The organism is Catellatospora sichuanensis (genome assembly GCF_007483665.1).
Taxonomy (GTDB): domain Bacteria; phylum Actinomycetota; class Actinomycetes; order Mycobacteriales; family Micromonosporaceae; genus Catellatospora; species Catellatospora sichuanensis.
Genome location: NZ_ML660190.1, coordinates 73,525 through 91,639, shown reverse-complemented (window position 1 = coordinate 91,639; position 18,115 = coordinate 73,525). Strand labels below are relative to the sequence as shown.

Below are 18,115 nucleotides of genomic sequence, written 5' to 3'. Positions count from 1 at the left end.
TGCCGGGCATGTCTCGGGGGCGTCAGAAGATCTATGCGGTGGTACTCGTGGTGGCCGTCGCGGCCGGGTTCGCCGTCTACCGCTGGTGGCACGAGCGGCCGCCGTACGGCGCCGAGGGGCTGGGGTTCGCCGCCACGGCGGAACTGCTGCCGTCTGACAAGCGGCCGGAGGACGAGTACCACGGTGTGCGCTTCCTTGCCCGCGAGAGGTCAGTGGCCGTCGGCGGGCGGCTCACGTGGCGGCCGGCACCGGGAAGCAGCGCCGACTGGCAGGACGACGGCCGGTTCATGATCTTCGTGGTGGACAAGCGCGTCCAGCTCATGCCACCGCAGATCTGGGGCGCCTCACCGAGCGGGATCGAGGTGCTGTCCGGCGGTGACGGCGTGCAGGAGCGGGTGGCGGAGGAGTATCCGTGGCTGCGCGGAGTCGGCAGCATCAAGCTCTACGACAACGTCTCGCGCAGCGGCGGGAGCTGCCTGTCGACCGCCCCCGCCGCAGGCGAGGTCGCCTTCGTCGCGGTGTTCCCGCCGATCCCGGAGGGCGATCCGGAGCGGCGCTTCCTGGCCGCCGCCCCGATCGCCGTCTCGGACATCATGGTCGCCGTGGCGTTCATCGGCCCCGATCGGCAGGTGTACTGGGCCGAGCGGGTGTTCGGCTGACTAGAGCCCCACCTCGCTCTCGGTCATCGGCGGGCCGGGCTGCACGGGCACCTTCGGCCCGGCCGCGAGCGCCGCGGCCAGCTCGTCGACCTGCTGCCACACCGCCGGGTCGTCCCAGTAGCCGGTGTGCCGCCGGGCCAGCGGCAGCGGCTGGCCGTAGATGTACCAGCAGGTCTCCGGGTCGGGCAGCAGCACGTCCACGGCCGACTTCGGCTCGGCGGCCAGCGCCGCGCCGCCGATGTAGTCGGTGTCGTAGTAGAAGTTGCGCCACGCGCGCAGCCGCGGCTCCAGCGAACGCAGCACCGGGTCGGTGAAGTAGGCCGGGAACGCCCACCCGTACAGGGTGCGCAGCGGCGAGCCGAAGGTGACCAGCGCGTACTGGCCGTCGGCGGGCAGGTTGTCGCGCTGCAGCAGGGCCGCCGCGGCGATGATGCTGCCCTGGCTGTGCGCCGCGACCACGGCCTTGCCGCCGTTGCTGTGCAGCCGCCACAGCCGCCGCTGGACTTCGGGCACGGCGCGCTCGGCGTACGACGGCGGTGCGAGCGGGTGGAACGCGCGCGGCCAGAACGTGCACACGTCCCAGATCACGCCGATGCGGCGGCGGCTGGCCAGGTTGGTCCAGCCGCGTCGCAGCAGCAGCACGACCAATATCGGCAGCGCGGCGGTGAGGTAACTGCCCGCGGTGACCGTCCACGCCGTGCCCCAGGGCAGCTGGTGGAACACCCAGTAGCGGATCTGGATCGCGATCAGCAGGATCACGCCGACGACCGCCATCGCGGTGAGCAGCCGGTCGATGTGGCGCGGCATCCGGGCGACCACCCGGGCCCGCACCACACTCGCGATCCAGCGGCGCTGCGCGGCCGCGTTGTCGTACCAGTCGGGTTCGCCGCCGGGCTGCGGGTAGCGGTCGACGGTGTAGAACTTCTCGGCCGCCGCGCGGGCCTTGCGGCTCGCGCCGGCGCGCCAGTACGCGATCAGCTCGAAGACGCCGAACAGCACGATCAGGGCCAGCGGGACCAGGGTCAAATACTGGTGCAGCGTGGTGATGATCGGGTAGATGTACAGCTCGCCGGGCGCGGCCGGGGCCACCGGCACCAGCGACAGCGAGTTCACCTCGCCGAACAGGTCGGTGATACGCAGCATCGCGCCGAGCATCACCGCGTTCAGCAGTGCGATGCTGACCGCGAGCACCACGAACGGGCCGAAGATGAAGAAGACGCCCCGATTCCAGCCGCCCAGCAGCGTGGACACCAGGGTCAGCCCCAGTGCGCCGAAGATGCCGCCGAAGGCGATGTTGATGGCGTACCGCATGTTCGGCAGGTATCCCCAGGCCTTGCCCATCTCGGGCTGGGCCAGCAGGAACACGGCCGCGGCGGCCAGCGCGGCGACGGCCAGGGCGATCAGCAGCCCGGCCGCCCACCGCCGGCAGGCGTCCAGCGCGGTCACGATCAGCGCCCCGAGCACGGCCGCGCCGCCGAGGCCGATCGCCGCGAGCAGCGCCCATCGGGCGGCCGGCCCGGGCAGGCCGCTGCCGGACACCATGCCGTGGCCCGTGTACGCCAGGGCCAGCGCGATGAAGGCCAGCGCCGCGGCGACGTGCGCGCAGCCCAGATCGAAGGCGCTGCGGCGGCCGTCCCAGAACGTGCGGTCGGCCAGCGTCAGCCGGGGCTGGGCGGCGCTGGTCGCGGCACGCGGCGGCTTGTCGCCCACCTGGTACGGCGGGTCGACCTCCTCGTACCGGTTGATGCTGCGCACCGTCAGTACCGCCAGGAAGGCCACGAACAGCACCGGCACCAGCGCGCCGAGCAGCACCCGCCGTCCGGCGTGCTCGGCCAGCAGCGGGCCGCGCAGCCAGCTCAGCAGCCAGTTGTCACCGGCGCAGTCGTCGCGCCCGCCGCACTGGTAGGCCAGCAGCTCCATGGTGCCCATCGCCATGACCAGCACGACGTTCACGGTGATGCCCAGCGCGGTCCAGCGGACGAAGGTGCGGTGCAGCCGGAACCGCCAGCCGGAGCCGTGGGTCTTCGGCGTACACATCCACCCGGCGAGGTTGGCCATCGCGAACGGCAGCAGCAGCAGCCACAGCACCCGCGAACCGCTGCGCGAGGTGAGGCCGCCCCACGAGTACGCCTCGACGTGGCGGGCGGGCAGGTCGGCGGTGCGGTAGAAGCCGGCGATGCGGTCGCCGGAGACCTGCTGCGGGGCGAGGTCGCCGAGCAGGTCCTCCGCGGTGGTGCCGCCGACGCCGTGCAGGCGCAGCTCGGTCACCCCGGACAGGTCGACAGGAGGAGGGATCAGGCCGGACGGGCGGTCCACCGGCGCGGAGTCGTAGCGGGGCACGGGCATGGGGACACCTTGTTGCCGGGCAACGGGTCTGGCAACCGTCCGAATCGGCATACCGGGCGTCGCGAGCGCGACGGGCGGCGGCCGATCAACCGATGGGGGAGGATGGCGGCATGGCGCGCGCTGTGATGATCGACTGTGATCCGGGTATCGACGACATGATGGCGCTGCTCACCATCTGCGCCAGCCCCGAACTCGACCTGCGCGGCGTCACCACCGTCGGCGGCAACGTCGGCATCGCGCTGACCACCCGCAACGCCAGATCCGTGCTCGCCCTGGCCGGCCGCGGCGACGTCCCGGTCGCCGCGGGCGCGGCCCGCTCGCTGGTACGCAGTCCCGTCAGCGAGAAGGAGCACGCCCACGGCGACGACGGGCTCGGCGGCATCGTCCTGCCCGAGCCGCCCGGCACGGTCGACGCCCGGCCCGCGGCCGAGTTCCTGGCCGCGACGGTGGCCGCCGCGACCGAACCGGTCACCCTGTTCGCGGTCGGCCCGCTCACCGACGTGGCCCTGTTCTACGCGATGTATCCGCAGGTCGCGGCGCGGCTGGAACGGCTGGTGGTGATGGGCGGGTCGATCGGCGCGGGCAACATGACCCCGGCGGCGGAGTTCAACGTGTGGTTCGATCCGGAGGCCGCGCACCGGGTGCTGACCGACCCAGGCGTGCGTGTGCCGACCACCCTGGTGCCGCTGGACGTGACCCGCCGCACCGGCCTCGGCGACGCCGACCTCGCGGTGCTCGCCGGGTCCGGCCCGATCGGCGCGCTGACCGCGCAGGCGCTCGGCGGCTACCGCCACGGCCTCGGCGCCGTCACCCCCGTGCACGACGCGGTCGCGGTGCTGGCCGTGCTGCACCCGGAGCTGATGACGACGCGGCCCGCCCGGATCCACGTCGACACGGGCTACGGCCCCAGCCGCGGCAGCACCGTGGTCGACCTGAACCCCGCTCCCGCCGGCGGCCCGACCGTCGACGTGGTCGTCGACGCCGACCACCGTGCGGTGGTCGGCGCGCTGCTCGACCGGGTGACCAGCCTCGACCGGCGGGTTTAGGGACGGGTCCGGCGAGGTAGCCGTCAGTCATGGACGAGGACCGCACGACCTCACGAGCCGAGAAGCTGCTGCCCGAGGAGTTGGCCGTCGGTAGCGACGATCCCCAGGCCCAGGCGGAGGCGATCCTGGCCGAGTCGGACATCCGCACCCTGCGCGCCGAGCGTGGCCCCGACCTCTACACCGAGCGCCGCACGTCGGAGGAGGCCGCCGGGTAACCGCCGGACCCCTCCCGCTTTTCATTGACGTTGGCCTATTACGTCGACTTTGAGCCGCGTTTATTCGATGAGATAGGCCAACGTCGATTAAAAGCGGGGGGCTGGTCAGCTGGGCGGGGTGAACTCGGCGCGGACGCCGAGGAGACGGACCGGGCGATCGGCGGGGAAGGCGGCGAGGGCCGCGAGGGCGGCGCGCTCGACGGCGGCCGGATCGGTGGTGGGGGCGTCGAGGGCGTGGCCGTGGGTGCGGGTGGTGAACGGGGCGTAGCGCACCTTCACCACCACCCGCCCCACCGGGCGCTCCTGCGCCACCACCGCGTCGGCCACCTGCGCGGCCAGCACCAGCACCTCCCGGCGCACCTCGGCCCAGTCGTCGAGGTCGGTCTGGAACGTCGTCTCCTTGCCCAGCGACCGTGCTACGTACGGCGCCCCGGTCACCGGGGTGTCGTCCTCGCCGTGCGCGAGCCGCACCAGCCACGGCCCGGTGGCCGGACCCAGTGCGCCGGCCAGTTCCTGCGGGTCGGCCGCGGCCAGCTCGGCGACGGTGTGCAGGCCGTGCGTGGCCAGCCGCTTCGCCGTCTTCGCGCCGATGCCCCACAGCGCGTCGGTGGGCCGGTCGTCCATCACCTCGCGCCAGTTCGCCCGGGTCAGCCGGAACACCCCGGCGGGCTTGCCGAACCCGGTGGCGAGCTTGGCGCGCAGCCGGTTGTCGCCGATGCCGACGCTGCAGTCGAGGCCGGTCGCGTCCCGCACCCGCCGCTGGACGTCGCGGGCGGCGGCCTCCGGGTCGTCGGTGTCCACGGCGAGGAACGCCTCGTCCCAGCCGAGCACCTCCACCACCGCGCCGGTGTCCCGCAGCGCCGCCATGACCAGCGCCGACGCCTGCTCGTACGTGTCGGAGTCGACGGGCAGGAACACCGCGTCCGGGCATTTGCGGGCGGCGACACGCAACGGCTGACCCGAGTGCACGCCGTACTCGCGGGCCTCGTACGAGGCGGTGCTGACCACGCCGCGCTTGGCCGGGTCGCCGTCCCCGCCGACCACCACCGGCTGCCCGCGCAGCTCCGGGCGGCGCAGCACCTCGACCGCGGCCACGAACTGGTCCAGGTCCACGTGCAGCACCCAGCCGGTCACCGCCCCATCGTCGCCCGGTCGGGGTGCCGACCGCGGCGAACCGGCAGATAATGGTGGGGACCGTGATCATGGGGGTGGTCGGTGTCCTCCGTTCGTCGGCCTCGGCCGGCACTGGCACTGGGCGTCGTGGCGCTGCTGACGGCGGCGTCCGTTGCCACCGCTGCCTCGGACGGCTCGCGTCCGTGGCCGCCGCCAGGCCCCTCGGTCTCCGACACCCGGCAGCTCACGCCGTTGGTGCGTCCGTGGCCGCCGCCACGGCCTGACGTTTCCGACATGCAGCCCGGCGCGTCGCAGTCGCGTCCGTGGCCGCCGCCCCGGCCGGGCACTGCCGACGCTTAGCCCGAGCAGCACCCGGTCCGGGGTCGACGGTACGCACCGCAACCGCCAGACCCCGCGCGGGCACGCCATGGCCTTCCACGGCCCCGGCGCGAGGCGCGCCACCGACCGAGGGCGACGGGGCGGGGAGTGGGAACGTCGAGCCGACCAGCGCGTTGCGCAACGCGCGTGCCGGGCCGGGCCTGCCGTCCGGTGTGACTGCCGACGGCGGATCGGACAACCGGCGTAGTCGGCTCGCCGTCCACAAAGTCCAGTTAAGCACGCTGTATGCGGTGTCGCGCATGCGTTCGCATGGATGTTATGTGAACGTTGTGTTATAACGCGATGGCAGACGGTGGCCGGATCAGCGGTGGCGGACCCAGACGTTGGGTTCGGTGTACACGCCGGCGCCGGTCGCGCGGTCGACGTGCAGGGTGCTCAGCCCGTCGGGGATGACGTAGTCGCCCGAGTCGGGCAGGGCCAGGCCGGTCCAGCTCTCCCAGTCGGCCACCGTGCCGGTGATGACCTGCGAGCGGGGCGCGGCGGCCAGCACCTGCGCGCCCATCCGGACATGGGTGCGCAGCCACGGGTCCTGCGGCAGCCCGTCCGGGCGGGTCCATGCCTGGTAGCGCTCGATCGTGGTGAGCGGGTAGCGGGCCTTGTGTGTGGGCCGGACCGGGCAGATCACCCGGCTGCGGCCGCGCCGCGCGGCGTCCTCGCACAGTGCGGTGAGCAGCTTCGCGGCCAGTCCCGCGCCCTGCCGGCCGGGGTGCACCTGCGCGGCGAGCACGGCGTGCGTGTCCGGCGTGCGCCCTGCATCGTGCGCCGCCAGGGCGCGGGCGAGGCTGTCGTTGTACCCGGCGGGCAGGTCGTCCACCTCGCCGTTCCAGCACAGCGGCACGGCCCAGCCCGCCGCCACCGGCTCGTCCCCGTCCAGCAGCACCAGCTCCAGATCGGCGAACAGCTCGCGGACGCGTCCGATGTGAAGTCCGGTCTCCTGGTCGTGGAAGATGAACTCCGGCCAGCCGCCGTCGAACAGCCGGTCGAGCTGCTCCTGCGAGCGGGGGCGGGCGTGCATGGGCTCCGTGGTGAGGCTCACCAGGCGAGGCTAGACCCCGGCGGGCGCGGTGTTGATGACGGGGTGGCGCAGGCCGGGGTGGCCCTCGGGCAGGGATCGGCGCATCACGTACCAGCTGACGGCCAGGCAGGCCGCGACCAGCGGCCAGGTCAGCGCGATGGTGGTGACCGTCAGCGCCTCGACCTGGCCGACCCAGGCCAGCGGCAGCCACACCGCGAGCCGCACCACGTACTGCGCGACCCAGACCCAGCTGGCCCGGCTGTACGCGCGCAGCAGTGCCGGATCACGGCGCCAGGTGCCGCGCTGCCCGAGCACCCCGCCGACGACCACGCCGAGCAGCGGCCAGCGCAGCACGATGCTGACCGCCCAGGCCAGCGCGCTGGCCGCGTTGGTCGCGATGCGGATCAGGAAGAACGCTTCCGGCCGGCCGGTGCGGAGCGCGATCAGCGCGGCCACGACCACGCCGAGCAGGCCGAGGAGCACCGCGCCGAGCTTGTCCCCGCGCAGCAACCGCCAGATGCCGAGCACGACGGTGACCGCGATCGCCGCGCCCACGCCCCACCCGATCGACCTGCCGCCGGCCACGAACCCGATGCCGAAGGCCAGCGGGCTCAGCGTGGCGTCGAGCGCGGCACGGCGTCCACCGAGCAGGTCGGCGAAGCTCTCACCGGCGGGGTCGGGCCGGGTGGCGGTCACGTGATCTCCAGCGGTCGTCGGGGTTAGGTGAGCCTAGCCTGTCCAGCATCGGGCGGGAAGCGGCCGCGTCCTGCGCTGGGACAATCCGGCCCGACCTGGTAGGAAGATCCTTATGCGTAAGCCCGCCACTGACGAGGTTATCGACCTCTGCCGCGACCTGATCCGCATCGACACCACCAACACGGGTGATCTGGCCACCAGCGCCGGGGAGCGGGGCGCCGCCGAGTACGTCGCGACCAAGCTCAGCGAGGTCGGCCTCGACCCGCAGCTGTTCGAGAGCCGGCCCGGCCGGGCCAGTGTGGTCACCCGCATTCCGGGCGCGGACTCCTCCCGCGGCGCGCTGCTGGTGCACGGGCACCTGGACGTGGTGCCGGCCGACGCGAGCGAGTGGTCGGTGCACCCGTTCTCGGGTGAGATCAAGGACGACTTCATCTGGGGCCGGGGCGCGGTCGACATGAAGGACTTCGACGCCATGGCGCTGGCGGTGGTGCGCGAGTGGCAGCAGACGGGCTACGTCCCGCCGCGCGACATCGTGCTCGCCTACACCGCCGACGAGGAGGCCGGCAGCGACTACGGCGCGGCGTTCCTCGTCGACGAGCACCCGGAGCTGTTCGAGGGTTGCACCGAGGCGATCGGCGAGGTCGGCGGCTTCTCGTACACGGTCAGCAACGACCTGCGCCTGTACATGATCCAGACGGCCGAGAAGGGCATCGACTGGCTGCGCGTGCACGCCACCGGCCGCCCCGGCCACGGCTCCTTCGTGCACGACGACAACGCCGTGACGGCGCTGTGCGAGGCCGTCGCCCGGGTGGGCCGGCACCGCTTCCCGGTCGTGGTGACCCCGACCGTGCGGGCCTTCCTGGAGGAGGTCGGCGAGGCGCTGCACATCGAGATCGACCCCGACGACCCCGAAGCCGCCATCGCCAAGCTCGGCCCGATCGCCACCATGATCGGCGCAACGATCCGCAACACCGCCAATCCGACCCGCCTGAACGCCGGATACAAGGACAACGTCATTCCAGGGCGGGCGAGCGCCACGATCGACTGCCGGACCCTGCCGGGGCAGTTCGAGCTGTTCCGCGAGCAGCTGGTGGAGGTGCTCGGGCCGGATCTGGAGATAGAGTCGATTCACCGCCAGCCCGCGCTGGAGACCGGGTTCGACGGGGCGCTGGTGGATGCGATGGCACTGGCGCTCAAGGCCGAGGACCCGGGCGCACATGCAGTCCCGTACATGCTCTCGGGTGGCACCGACGCCAAGTCGTTCGCCCGGCTCGGTATCCGCTGCTTCGGTTTCGCCCCGCTGCGCCTGCCGCCCGACCTGAACTTCTCCGCGTTGTTCCATGGCATCGACGAGCGCGTGCCGGTGGAGGGACTACAGTTCGGCGTGCGGGTACTGGACAGGTTCCTGCGGCAGAGTTAGGCCCGGTCGTGCGCGGCCGGGAACCGGCCTGTCTCGTCGTATGAAGGAGTAACCGAGTAATGAGCGACAACCACGCCGCCGTCGAGGCCGCGCTGGAAGAGATGATCACCGCCGCCCGGGCGCACCTGGCCGCTGTACGCGACGCCAAGGGCGAGGTCGACAGCGATGACGTCTGGCGTGCCTACGTGGCGTTCAACAACGCCGCCGTCACCTACGACGACGCCCTCTCGGAGACGTACGGCGAGCCGCTGCCCTGGGAGGTGGAGCCGATCGACCTGGAGAAGGCCGACCGGTTCATGGCCGACCTCGTCGCCGCCGAGCAGGCCCCGACCGACCCGCACCCGAAGGTGATCTCGGTCCGCCAGCGTCGCGACTACCTGATCCCGAGCGTCTCCGCGCTGATCAACGCCGCAGAGCTGGCCCGCCGTGAGGCCGGCCTCAGCGACGCCGACTCCGAGCCGGTGGCCTCGGTCGCCGACGCGGTGCTGGAGCTGCTGCAGAGCTCCGACGGCTCGCTCGCCGCCCTGGACATCCCGGAGCTGGAGCCGCTGGACGGCATCGTCACCGTCGCCGAGGTGGACAAGTCCCTGGAGCCCGACGACTTCGAGGAGACCGACGCCAACGGCCCGTTCACCCTGGGCGCCTCCGACAAGCTGGTGGCCCGCCTGGACGAGCACCTCAACGGCGACATCATGGAGGACCAGGACTGACGTCCTGCCTCAGTCGACGACGGCGCGCGCCCGCAAAGGGCGCGCGCCGTCCGCGTTGCGGCGGGCATACTCCTCCGCCATGGGTGGAACAGCATTGTGCGTCTTCAGTCCGCATCCCGCCGAACTGGTCGAGCCGATCGTGCTGGCGGCATTCCGGGCGGAGGGCCTGATCCGGCACGGGTCGGACGCCGGTGACTGGCATGACACCGACGGGCGGCCCTACGGCTACCGCATGGAGGCGGTCGACTTCGAGTTCGGCCCGGAGGCGACGCAGCCACTGGAGCAGGTGGCGGGGATCGCGATGGCCTGCCAGGTGCAGATCCACATCTGGATCAGCGACCCGAGGGGCAGGCCCGCACTGGGACGGATAGCGCAGCGGGTGGCCGACAGGGTCGACGGCTGGGTGTACGTCGACCTCCACGATCCGCCTCCCGCGGGCATTCGCGGGCACTTCGACCGGGCTGGGCGCCGTGTCGTCGCCGACGACGACGGCACCGCCTTCTTCCTCGACGCGGCGGCGATGGCCGCGTGGCTCGGGCATCCCGACTTCTACGTGATCAAATAGGCGCTCGCCCGCCCCGGTCCCGGAGCCGCTCAGAGGCTCGTCTCCAGGACGGGAGTCCGCGAGGCGGAGCGCTGGTGGCGGTGCAAGCGGATCGCCGATTCGTGGCTGATGTGGCCGCCGACCGCAACCCGGTCGGCGTGCCGTTCGGCGGCCCAGGCGCGGAACGCGGCGACCAGCCGCGGGCCTACACCCGCGTGGCGGTGCGCGGGGAACACGTACATGCCGGCCAGGGTTGCCACCCGCAGCGGGCGGATCCCGGCGGACGCGGCGACGGCGCCGGTCAGATGCCCGACGATCCGGTCGCCCTCGACGGCCACCAGCACGAGGCGGTCGTCGTCGGCGATCCCGAAGGCGAGGTCGGTGGTTGGGGGCTGCCGCGGCGGGCGGTCGAGGGTGTGGTCGCCGGCGTCGTCCGCGATCAGGCTGGCGACGGAGGCCACCAGGCCGACGACGTCCTGCGGTCGGGCCTTACGGATGTCGATGCCTGTCATGTTCGGCAGGTTAGCGCCGGGGTATGTCACATCGCCCGGCATGATCACTTCCGGACTTCTCGCGCGCGCGTTCCGGCGGCCGGCGGGGGCAGCGCCACCACGCCGGCACCTTCCCGCCTCGCGAGGTCCGGGGCGGGCGGGCCGGTCAGACCGTCAGACGGAGAGGCCGGGCAGGGGAAAGGCCCGCAGCGGCCGACGGAGCAGCACCTTGCGGGTGCCGTCCTTCATCAGCTGCACGCGGGCCAGTTCCCAGCCGCCGTACTCAGCCTGGATCGCGAGCCGCACCGCGGCGGTCAACCGATCTACATCCGGAGGTAACCGCAGCGGTGCGTATTCGTAGTCCATAGAGCGATGGTGCACCTCTGCCACAGGTCAGGCAAGCAGGGCGGGCATCCTATCTGGCGGTATTACGCCCGTTAGAGCCCTGATTGCGGCAGAACACCCCGTTCCGAGGGCCTCGGCCTTAGTCGAGTTCGGGGTAGCCGACGGTGATCGCGGAGACGTCGTCGAGGGCGCGGGAGATCTCCGAGGGGAGGGTGATCTCCTCGACCTGCAGTGCCGCGACCAGCTGGCCGACGTTGCGGGCGCCGAGGATCGGCGCGGTCACGCCGGGGCGGTCGCGCACCCAGGCCAGCGCGACCTCGGCGGCGGACACGCCCAGGCCGTCGGCGGCGGTCGCCACCGCCTCCACGATCGCCGAGCAGCGCGGCTGCAGGTAGGGCAGCACCGAGCGCTCGAAGTGCGGTGACGCCGCCCGCGAGTCGGCGGGACGGCCGTGGCGGTACTTGCCGGTCAGCACCCCGCGGCCCAGCGGTGACCAGGGCAGCACGCCCAGGCCCAGCGCCGCGCACGCGGGCAGCACCTCGCGCTCGATGCCGCGCTGCAGGAGCGAGTACTCCATCTGGGTGGCCACGATCGGGGCGCGCCCGGGCCAGGCCCGCTGCCAGGTCACGGCACGGGCGGTCTGCCAGCCTGAGAAGTTCGACACACCGGCGTAGCGGGCCTTGCCCGAGCTGACCGCGTGGTCGAGCGCGGCCAGCGTCTCCTCCCACGGGGTGTCCGGATCCTGGCCGTGTACCTGCCAAAGGTCTACATAGGACACGCCGAGGCGGCGCAGCGTGGTGTCGAGCGTACGCAGCAGGTGCCCGCGCGAGCCGTCGTGCCGGCGGCCCGCCCGCGCCCGCAGCCCGGCCTTGGCGACGATCAGCACGTCCTCGCGCGACACCATGGCGTCCAGCAGCGTGCCCAGCACCGCTTCGGCCTCGCCGTCGGCGTACACGTCGGCGGTGTCGAGCAGCGTGCCACCGGCGTCCACATAAGCCTTGAGCTGCGCACCCGCGTCGTCCGGATCGGTGTCCAGACCCCAGGTCATGGTGCCCAGGGCGAGGCGGGAGACCACCAGCCCGCTACGGCCGAGCGGTCGTTGCTGCATGGGGTGAACTGTATTCGGCTTGACGCCGTGTCGGCGATGGGCGGGTGGCGCGCGCCCCGTGCGGAGGAAAACAGTGCGCCGGAGCGGTTTACCGAGCTTGCTTTGAGGGAAATGGGCTGTGGTTGAGGTGCACGGTCGACCCAGCCCCCAGGAGCGCCGAACCATCATGTGGACCAGTACGGCCAGCGGCAGTCCGGCTGAGCCGGCCACCGTCCGCTCCCGCAGCCCCTACATCGACACCCTGCGCGCCGCCGCGATCGTCCGGGTGTTCCTGCAGCACACCGCGCCACTGGGTGCGCTGACCGCACTACTGCCCGCGATGTGGGTCATGTTCGGTCTCGCCGGCTACCTGACCGCGGTGTCCTTGCGGCGGGGCGGCGCCGTACGCACCGTGCGCTCGCGGGTGCGCCGGCTGCTGCCGCCGCTGTGGATGCTGGGCGCGATCGGGGTCCCGCTGATGCTGCTGCACGGCTGGCACCCGTTCACCTGGAGCGACCTCATCCCGTGGGTGTTCCCGCTGGTGAACCCGCCGGGCAGCGAGTGGGGTGCGGCACTGGTCGTCACGCTCTGGTATCTGCGCGTCTACCTGTGGTTCGTGCTGCTCTCCCCGCTGCTGTGGTGGCTGTTCCAGCGCGCGCCGGTGGCGACGCTGCTGACCCCGCTCGGGGCGGCCGTGCTCCTGTCGACCGTGCTCACGCTGCCGGGTTCCCGGGTCACCGACGTGGTCTGGAGTACGGCGGCGTACGGCACCGCCTGGGTGCTCGGATACGCCCGCGAGTCCGGCCTGCTGGACAGGCTCGCCTGGCCCGCCTGCCTGGCCGCCGCCGGAGGGCTGGGCGTGGCCGCGCTGCTGCGCGCCGCCGCCGATCCGGAAGGGCTGCAGGACCAGCTGGCGCTGGTGCTGTGGGGCACCGGGGTGGTGCTGGTCGCGCTGCGGGCGCGCCCGCAGCTGGCCTGGCTGGCCGCGGCGGCACCGCTGCGCCGGGCGGTCTCGCTGCTCAACGCGCGGGCGGTGACCGTCTATGTGTGGCAGTTGCCGATGGTGGCCGTCGGCATGTGGTTGCTCGGCGGGCTGGCCGGGCCGCCCGTGCTCACGGTCGCGGTGACGGCGGCGCTGACGGCCTGCGCGGTGCTGTGCTTCGGCTGGGTGGAGGACCTCGCCGCGAAGCGGCCGCCCGCGCTCGTGCCGGCCGTTCCCGCGGCTCGGCGTGCTGCTGTCGCCGGGGTACGGGCGCCGTCCGGCGCGACCGCGGCCTGAGACGGGGGTCATCCTTCCCAAGATTCTTACTAGTCGGTAACGTTGGCCCACCGCCGCCGACGCGGCCCGGCCAACGGAGGTCACCATGCGACTCGGTCTCAACATCGGCTATCTGACGCCGTGGTCCACGCCCGAAAGCCTGCTGGCCCTGGCACGGGAGGCCGACCAGCTCGGCTTCTCGGTGGTCTGGGCGGCCGAGGCGTACGGCTCGGACTCGCCGACCCTGCTCTCCTGGATCGCCGCGCAGACCGAGCGCATCGACATCGGCAGCGCCGTCATGCAGATCCCCGGCCGCACCCCGGCCGCCACCGCGATGACCGCCGCCACCCTCGACACGCTGTCCGGCGGCCGCTTCCGCCTCGGCCTGGGCGTGTCCGGCCCGCAGGTCTCCGAAGGCTGGCACGGCGTGCGCTTCGCCAAGCCCCTCGCGCGCACCCGCGAGTACGTCGACGTCGTCAAGCTCGCCCTGTCCCGCAAGCAGGTCACCTACGACGGCGAGTTCCACACCCTGCCGCTGCCCGACGGCCCCGGCAAGGCGCTGCGGCTCAACTTCCACCCGCTGCGCACCGAGATCCCGGTCTACCTCGCCGCGGTCGGCCCGAAGAACCTCGAACTGGCCGGTGAGATCGCCGACGGCTGGCTCGCCGTGTTCTACGCGCCCGAGTTCGCGCAGGAGCAGCTCGCACAGATCGGCGCGGGCCGGGCCAAGGCGGGCAAGACGATGGACGGCTTCGACGTCGTGCCCAGCGTGCCCGTCGTCATCGGCGACGACGTCGAGATGTGCGCCGAACTCGTGCGCGCCTACGCCGCGCTGTACGTCGGCGGCATGGGCAGCCGACAGCAGAACTTCTACAACCAGCTCGCCACCCGCATGGGCTACGGCGAGGCCGCCGCGCAGGTCCAGGAGCTGTACCTGGCCGGGCGCCAGCGCGACGCCGCCGCGGCCATCCCGATGGAGTTCATCGACCGCACTTCATTGCTGGGTCCCAAGGACCGCATCGCGCGACGCCTGCGTGACTACGCCGATTCGGGCGTGACTACGCTGTCGCTGGCGCTGTTCGTGGCAGACGCCGACTCCGGCAGGGAGACCTTGCGTACGGTGGCCGAGGCGTACGCGGAGAGCGGACTGGGAGACTAAGTGGAGATCGAGATCTGGCAGGCGATCGTGCTGGGCATCGTGGAGGGAATCACCGAATTCCTCCCGATTTCCTCAACGGGCCACCTGACCATCACCGAAAAGCTGATGGGCCTGCCGATCGACGATCCCGCCGTCACCGCCTTCACCGCCGTGATCCAGATCGGAGCGATCGCGGCGGTGCTGGTGTACTTCTTCCAGGACATCACCCGCCTTGCCGGGGCCTGGTTCAAGGGCCTGTTCTCCGCCGAGGCGCGCCAGATCTTCGACTACAAGTTCGCCTGGTACGTCATCGCCGGCTCGATCCCGATCGGCATCGTCGGCTTCCTCGGCCGGGACCTCATCACCGGTCCGCTGCGCAGCATGTGGTTCGTGGCCGGCTCGCTGCTCGTGTGGAGCGCCGTGATGGCCTTCGCCGAGTACGCCGCCACCCAGACCCGCGGCGAGAAGCAGCTGCGCCTGTCCGACACGCTGGTCATCGGCTTCGCCCAGTGCCTGGCCCTGATCCCGGGCGTGTCCCGCTCCGGCGCCACCATCACCACCGGCCTGCTGCGCGACATCGACCGGGTCACCGCCACCCGGCTGTCGTTCTTCCTCGGCGTGCCCGCGCTCGTCGCCGCCGGCATCTACGAGCTGCCCGAGGCGCTGGGCAGCCCCACCGTGACCGCCGCCTCGCTGATCGTCGGCACGGTCGTCAGCTTCCTCGTGGCGTACGCCTCGATCGCCTGGCTGCTCAAGTTCGTCGCACACCACTCGCTGATGGCTTTCGTGTGGTATCGCGTGATCCTGGGCGGCGCGATCATCGCATTGCTCGCCACGAACACCATCTCCGCCACCTAGGCTGGCGATCGTGGCCACGCTACTGCTGCTGCGGCACGGACGCACCACCGCCAACGCCGACGGCATCCTCGCCGGGGATCTGCCCGTGGAGCTGGACGAACTGGGCGTCGCCCAGGCCGAACAGGCCCGGGGACGGCTGGCCGGACTGCCGTTGGCAGTCGTGGTGAGCAGCCCGCTGCGCCGCTGTCGGCAGACTCTGGAACTCGCCCTGCCCGGCGTCGCCCCGGTGGCCGAGGAGGGGCTGCGCGAATGCGGCTACGGCGAGTGGTCCGGGCGCTCGCTCAAGGAACTCGCGGACAACCCGCTGTGGTCGACCGTGCAGCACCATCCGGCCGCGGTCGTGTTCCCGGGCGGGGAGGCGATGGCGGCGATGGCCAACCGCGCCGTCACCGCCGTACGCGCCTGGGACGCCCGGATCACCGAGTCGCACGGCCCGGACGCGGTGTGGCTGGCCTGCAGCCACGGCGACGTGATCAAGGCGATCGTGGCGGACGCGCTGGGCATGCACCTGGACCTGTTCCAGCGCATCTCGGTCGAGCCGTCGTCGGTGACCGCGATCCGCTACACCCCGCAGCGGCCGTTCGTGCTCCGCGTCAACGACACCGGCACGCCGGTCTCCGCCCTGCTGCACAAGCACCGCCCGCCCGCCGAAGAGACCGCCGAGAGCGACGCCGTCCTCGGCGGCGGCGCCTAACCCACCCCCACCCCGTCCCCAACATCGCGACGATCTTGCGCGGGTGACTACCACGACACGCCCATATCGAGCACGGACGGTGCCATTCGCGCAAGATCGTCGTGATCTTGGCGGGACGGCACGGCGCGGCGGGGTGGGGCTTGATCGTTCGACTTGCCTGGCACCTGTGCGTATCTTGACCCGCCATTCGCCCACTTGCCGGGCAAGTCGAACGATCTTGGTGAGGGATCTGCTGCGCCGTTCTGCCGGAGCGGCGGGGCGCGCGGTTTGCGCGCTAGTGGCCGGGGGTCGCCTGGGCGGCGTCGGGTAGGGGTGTGGCGGCTGAGGTGCGCAGGCCGTCGAGGGCGACGTGCAGGATGCGGCGCCAGGCGGGCTCGGGCACGACCGGGGCGATCCGGCCGAGGGCGACGAGCAGCAGGGACACGTCCTCGGCGGTGATGTCGGGGCGCAGTTCGCCGGACTCGTGGGCGGCGCGTACCAGGTCCGCGATCAGCGGACCGACCTGCTGGCGGCAGTGCTGGCGGGCGGTGTTTCCGGCCTGGCCGGGCAGCGCCTGGCAGTAGGCGTCGAGCAGCCCGGGTGAGGCGGTCTGCCGGGTCAGTGCGTCGGCGAGGAATCCGCTCAGGTCCGGCCAGGCCCGGCCGGTCAGCGCGGCCGTCGCCGAAGCGGCCCAGGACGTGAACACGTACTCCAGCGCCGCGTCGAGCAGCGCCTCCTTGGTGGGGAAATGCCGGTAGAGGGTGCCCATGCCGACCTCGGCCCGGCGGGCGATCTCGCGTACGTCGACGTCGCTGCCGCGCTCGGCGATCAGCCCGGCGGCGGCGTCGAGCAGCCGGCCGCGGTTGCGGGCGGCGTCGCTGCGCGTCGCGGCCGAGGACGCGGCGGCCGAGGGTGACGTCATGCACACACCCTACCGGAGCGGCTGCTCCGTTTCGGTGCTACGGTCGAGCGGTAGCCGGAGCGAGTGCTCCGTTTCACGCCGGCCGGTGTCACCGGACGTGGCCGGCGGGACCGTGCCAGGTCTCGCCGGCCGACCGGGCGGCCCGCCGGTGCCCGTTCGCGTCAGAAGGACAGCCGCATGACGATCCCGCTCTCCATCCTCGACCTGGCCCGCATCGGTCCCGGCGAGACCGCGCGCGACAGCATCGCGGCCAGCGTCGACCTCGCCCGCACCGCGGAGGAGCACGGCTACCGGCGCGTCTGGTACGCAGAGCACCACAACATGCCGACGATCGCCTCCTCGGCACCCGCGGTGCTGATCGCGCACGTCGGCACGTTCACCCGCGAGATCCGGCTCGGCGCGGGCGGCGTCATGCTGCCCAACCACACGCCGCTGACCATCGCGGAGCAGTACGGCACCCTCGACGCGATGTACCCGGGGCGCATCGACCTGGGCTTGGGCCGGGCTCCCGGCTCGGACCAGAACACCATGCGCGCGCTGCGCCGCGACGCACAGTCGGCCGAGGGCTTCCCGCAGGACGTCCTCGAACTGCAGGCCTATCTGGCCGGGAAGTCGCGCATCCCCGGTGTGGACGCGGTGCCGGGCAAGGGCTCACAGGTGCCGCTGTACATCCTGGGCTCGTCGCTGTTCGGCGCGACCCTGGCCGCCGCGCTCGGCCTGCCGTACGCGTTCGCCTCGCACTTCGCGCCGCAGGCCCTGGAAGCCGCCGTGGCCGCATACCGGCGGGAGTTCCGGCCCTCCGACCAGCTCGACCGGCCGTACGTGATCGCCGGGGTCAACGTCGTCGCCGCGGACACCATGGCCGCCGCCCGCGAGCAGTTCCAGGGCACCCGGCGGGCGTTCGCCACGGGCCTGTTCGGGCGCGGGCAGAGCTTCACCGACGAGCAGGCCGATCAGCTCCTCGCCCAGGGCGCGGGTGCACACGTCGACCAGATGCTGCAGTACTCCGCCCTCGGCACCCCCGCCGAGGTGCGTGCCTACCTGGATGCGTTCGTCCGGCAGGCGGGCGTGGACGAGCTGATCGTCGCCCACCACGCCACCGGCGAGGCCCGCCTGCGCTCGGTCGCCCTCCTCGCCGAAGCGATGTCGCCGGCCCACGCCTGACCGGCCCGCCCACGTA

19 protein-coding genes are annotated in these 18,115 nt (G+C 72.4%); 11 read left to right on the top strand and 8 right to left on the bottom strand.

Translation table 11 applies throughout. The features are described 5' to 3' along the window. The first annotated feature begins 8 nt into the window (after positions 1–8). Positions 9–659: a hypothetical protein gene (locus tag FLL47_RS42850; RefSeq protein ID WP_186315685.1), complete on the top strand. Its 651-nt coding sequence runs from the start codon at positions 9–11 to the stop codon at positions 657–659. Here FLL47_RS42850 and FLL47_RS12235 read toward each other — a convergent pair whose 3' ends face one another. Then, the gene (locus FLL47_RS12235) at positions 660–3,005 is read right to left on the bottom strand and encodes a DUF2339 domain-containing protein (protein ID WP_144120609.1); all 2,346 of its coding nucleotides are present in this window, start codon (positions 3,003–3,005) and stop codon (positions 660–662) included. It lies immediately after the preceding gene. A 110-nt stretch (positions 3,006–3,115) separates the two neighbouring features. Between FLL47_RS12235 and FLL47_RS12230 the strand changes: the two genes are divergently transcribed. Both FLL47_RS12230 and FLL47_RS12225 read left to right on the top strand, forming a co-directional pair. Beyond that, on the top strand, positions 3,116–4,051 hold the full coding sequence (locus FLL47_RS12230; RefSeq protein ID WP_144120608.1) for a nucleoside hydrolase: 936 nt from the start codon (positions 3,116–3,118) through the stop codon (positions 4,049–4,051). Between the two features lie 29 nt (positions 4,052–4,080). Further along, complete coding sequence (locus tag FLL47_RS12225) at positions 4,081–4,266, top strand: hypothetical protein (protein ID WP_144120607.1); 186 nt, start codon at positions 4,081–4,083, stop codon at positions 4,264–4,266. A gap of 105 nt (positions 4,267–4,371) precedes the next feature. Here FLL47_RS12225 and FLL47_RS12220 read toward each other — a convergent pair whose 3' ends face one another. From FLL47_RS12220 to FLL47_RS12210, 3 genes are all read right to left on the bottom strand, one after another. Beyond that, the gene (locus tag FLL47_RS12220) at positions 4,372–5,400 is read right to left on the bottom strand and encodes a DNA polymerase IV (RefSeq protein WP_144120606.1); all 1,029 of its coding nucleotides are present in this window, start codon (positions 5,398–5,400) and stop codon (positions 4,372–4,374) included. A gap of 679 nt (positions 5,401–6,079) precedes the next feature. After that, complete coding sequence (locus FLL47_RS12215; protein WP_246157841.1) at positions 6,080–6,814, bottom strand: GNAT family N-acetyltransferase; 735 nt, start codon at positions 6,812–6,814, stop codon at positions 6,080–6,082. 9 nt (positions 6,815–6,823) lie between these two features. After that, the gene (locus FLL47_RS12210; protein WP_144120605.1) at positions 6,824–7,489 is read right to left on the bottom strand and encodes a DUF3159 domain-containing protein; all 666 of its coding nucleotides are present in this window, start codon (positions 7,487–7,489) and stop codon (positions 6,824–6,826) included. 112 nt (positions 7,490–7,601) lie between these two features. Here FLL47_RS12210 and FLL47_RS12205 point away from each other — a divergent pair, with 112 nt between their 5' ends. The 3 genes from FLL47_RS12205 to FLL47_RS12195 all read left to right on the top strand — a co-directional run bounded on the left by FLL47_RS12205 (position 7,602) and on the right by FLL47_RS12195 (position 10,184). Beyond that, positions 7,602–8,909: a M20/M25/M40 family metallo-hydrolase gene (locus FLL47_RS12205; RefSeq protein WP_144120604.1), complete on the top strand. Its 1,308-nt coding sequence runs from the start codon at positions 7,602–7,604 to the stop codon at positions 8,907–8,909. 59 nt (positions 8,910–8,968) lie between these two features. After that, positions 8,969–9,619 carry a hypothetical protein gene (locus FLL47_RS12200; protein WP_144120603.1) on the top strand — a complete coding sequence of 217 codons (651 nt, stop codon included), beginning with the start codon at positions 8,969–8,971 and terminating at the stop codon, positions 9,617–9,619. A gap of 79 nt (positions 9,620–9,698) precedes the next feature. Further along, complete coding sequence (locus FLL47_RS12195; protein WP_144120602.1) at positions 9,699–10,184, top strand: hypothetical protein; 486 nt, start codon at positions 9,699–9,701, stop codon at positions 10,182–10,184. A 29-nt stretch (positions 10,185–10,213) separates the two neighbouring features. Here FLL47_RS12195 and FLL47_RS12190 read toward each other — a convergent pair whose 3' ends face one another. From FLL47_RS12190 to FLL47_RS12180, 3 genes are all read right to left on the bottom strand, one after another. Further along, positions 10,214–10,675, bottom strand: a complete 462-nt coding sequence (locus FLL47_RS12190) for a GNAT family N-acetyltransferase (RefSeq protein WP_186315684.1) — start codon at positions 10,673–10,675, stop codon at positions 10,214–10,216. 153 nt (positions 10,676–10,828) lie between these two features. Next, a complete protein-coding gene (locus FLL47_RS12185; protein WP_120315679.1) occupies positions 10,829–11,020 on the bottom strand; it encodes a DUF5703 family protein in 192 nt (63 codons plus the stop codon). A gap of 118 nt (positions 11,021–11,138) precedes the next feature. After that, entirely contained in the window at positions 11,139–12,107 is a 969-nt protein-coding gene (locus FLL47_RS12180; RefSeq protein WP_144120600.1) for an aldo/keto reductase, read from the bottom strand. Positions 12,108–12,273: 166 nt separating this feature from the next. Between FLL47_RS12180 and FLL47_RS12175 the strand changes: the two genes are divergently transcribed. From FLL47_RS12175 to FLL47_RS12160, 4 genes are all read left to right on the top strand, one after another. Beyond that, positions 12,274–13,365 (top strand): acyltransferase family protein, encoded by a 1,092-nt coding sequence (locus tag FLL47_RS12175; RefSeq protein WP_144120599.1) that lies wholly within the window; start codon positions 12,274–12,276, stop codon positions 13,363–13,365. Between the two features lie 85 nt (positions 13,366–13,450). Further along, entirely contained in the window at positions 13,451–14,503 is a 1,053-nt protein-coding gene (locus tag FLL47_RS12170; protein ID WP_144120598.1) for an LLM class F420-dependent oxidoreductase, read from the top strand. A 6-nt stretch (positions 14,504–14,509) separates the two neighbouring features. Further along, positions 14,510–15,340 carry an undecaprenyl-diphosphate phosphatase gene (locus tag FLL47_RS12165; protein WP_144120709.1) on the top strand — a complete coding sequence of 277 codons (831 nt, stop codon included), beginning with the start codon at positions 14,510–14,512 and terminating at the stop codon, positions 15,338–15,340. 1 nt (position 15,341) lies between these two features. Continuing rightward, entirely contained in the window at positions 15,342–16,034 is a 693-nt protein-coding gene (locus FLL47_RS12160) for an MSMEG_4193 family putative phosphomutase (protein ID WP_144120597.1), read from the top strand. A gap of 274 nt (positions 16,035–16,308) precedes the next feature. On the opposite strand, the gene FLL47_RS12155 is transcribed toward FLL47_RS12160, so the two are convergent. Further along, positions 16,309–16,935 carry a TetR/AcrR family transcriptional regulator gene (locus FLL47_RS12155; RefSeq protein WP_144120596.1) on the bottom strand — a complete coding sequence of 209 codons (627 nt, stop codon included), beginning with the start codon at positions 16,933–16,935 and terminating at the stop codon, positions 16,309–16,311. Positions 16,936–17,112: 177 nt separating this feature from the next. Between FLL47_RS12155 and FLL47_RS12150 the strand changes: the two genes are divergently transcribed. Continuing rightward, a complete protein-coding gene (locus FLL47_RS12150; protein WP_144120595.1) occupies positions 17,113–18,099 on the top strand; it encodes an LLM class flavin-dependent oxidoreductase in 987 nt (328 codons plus the stop codon). Positions 18,100–18,115 lie beyond the last annotated feature (16 nt).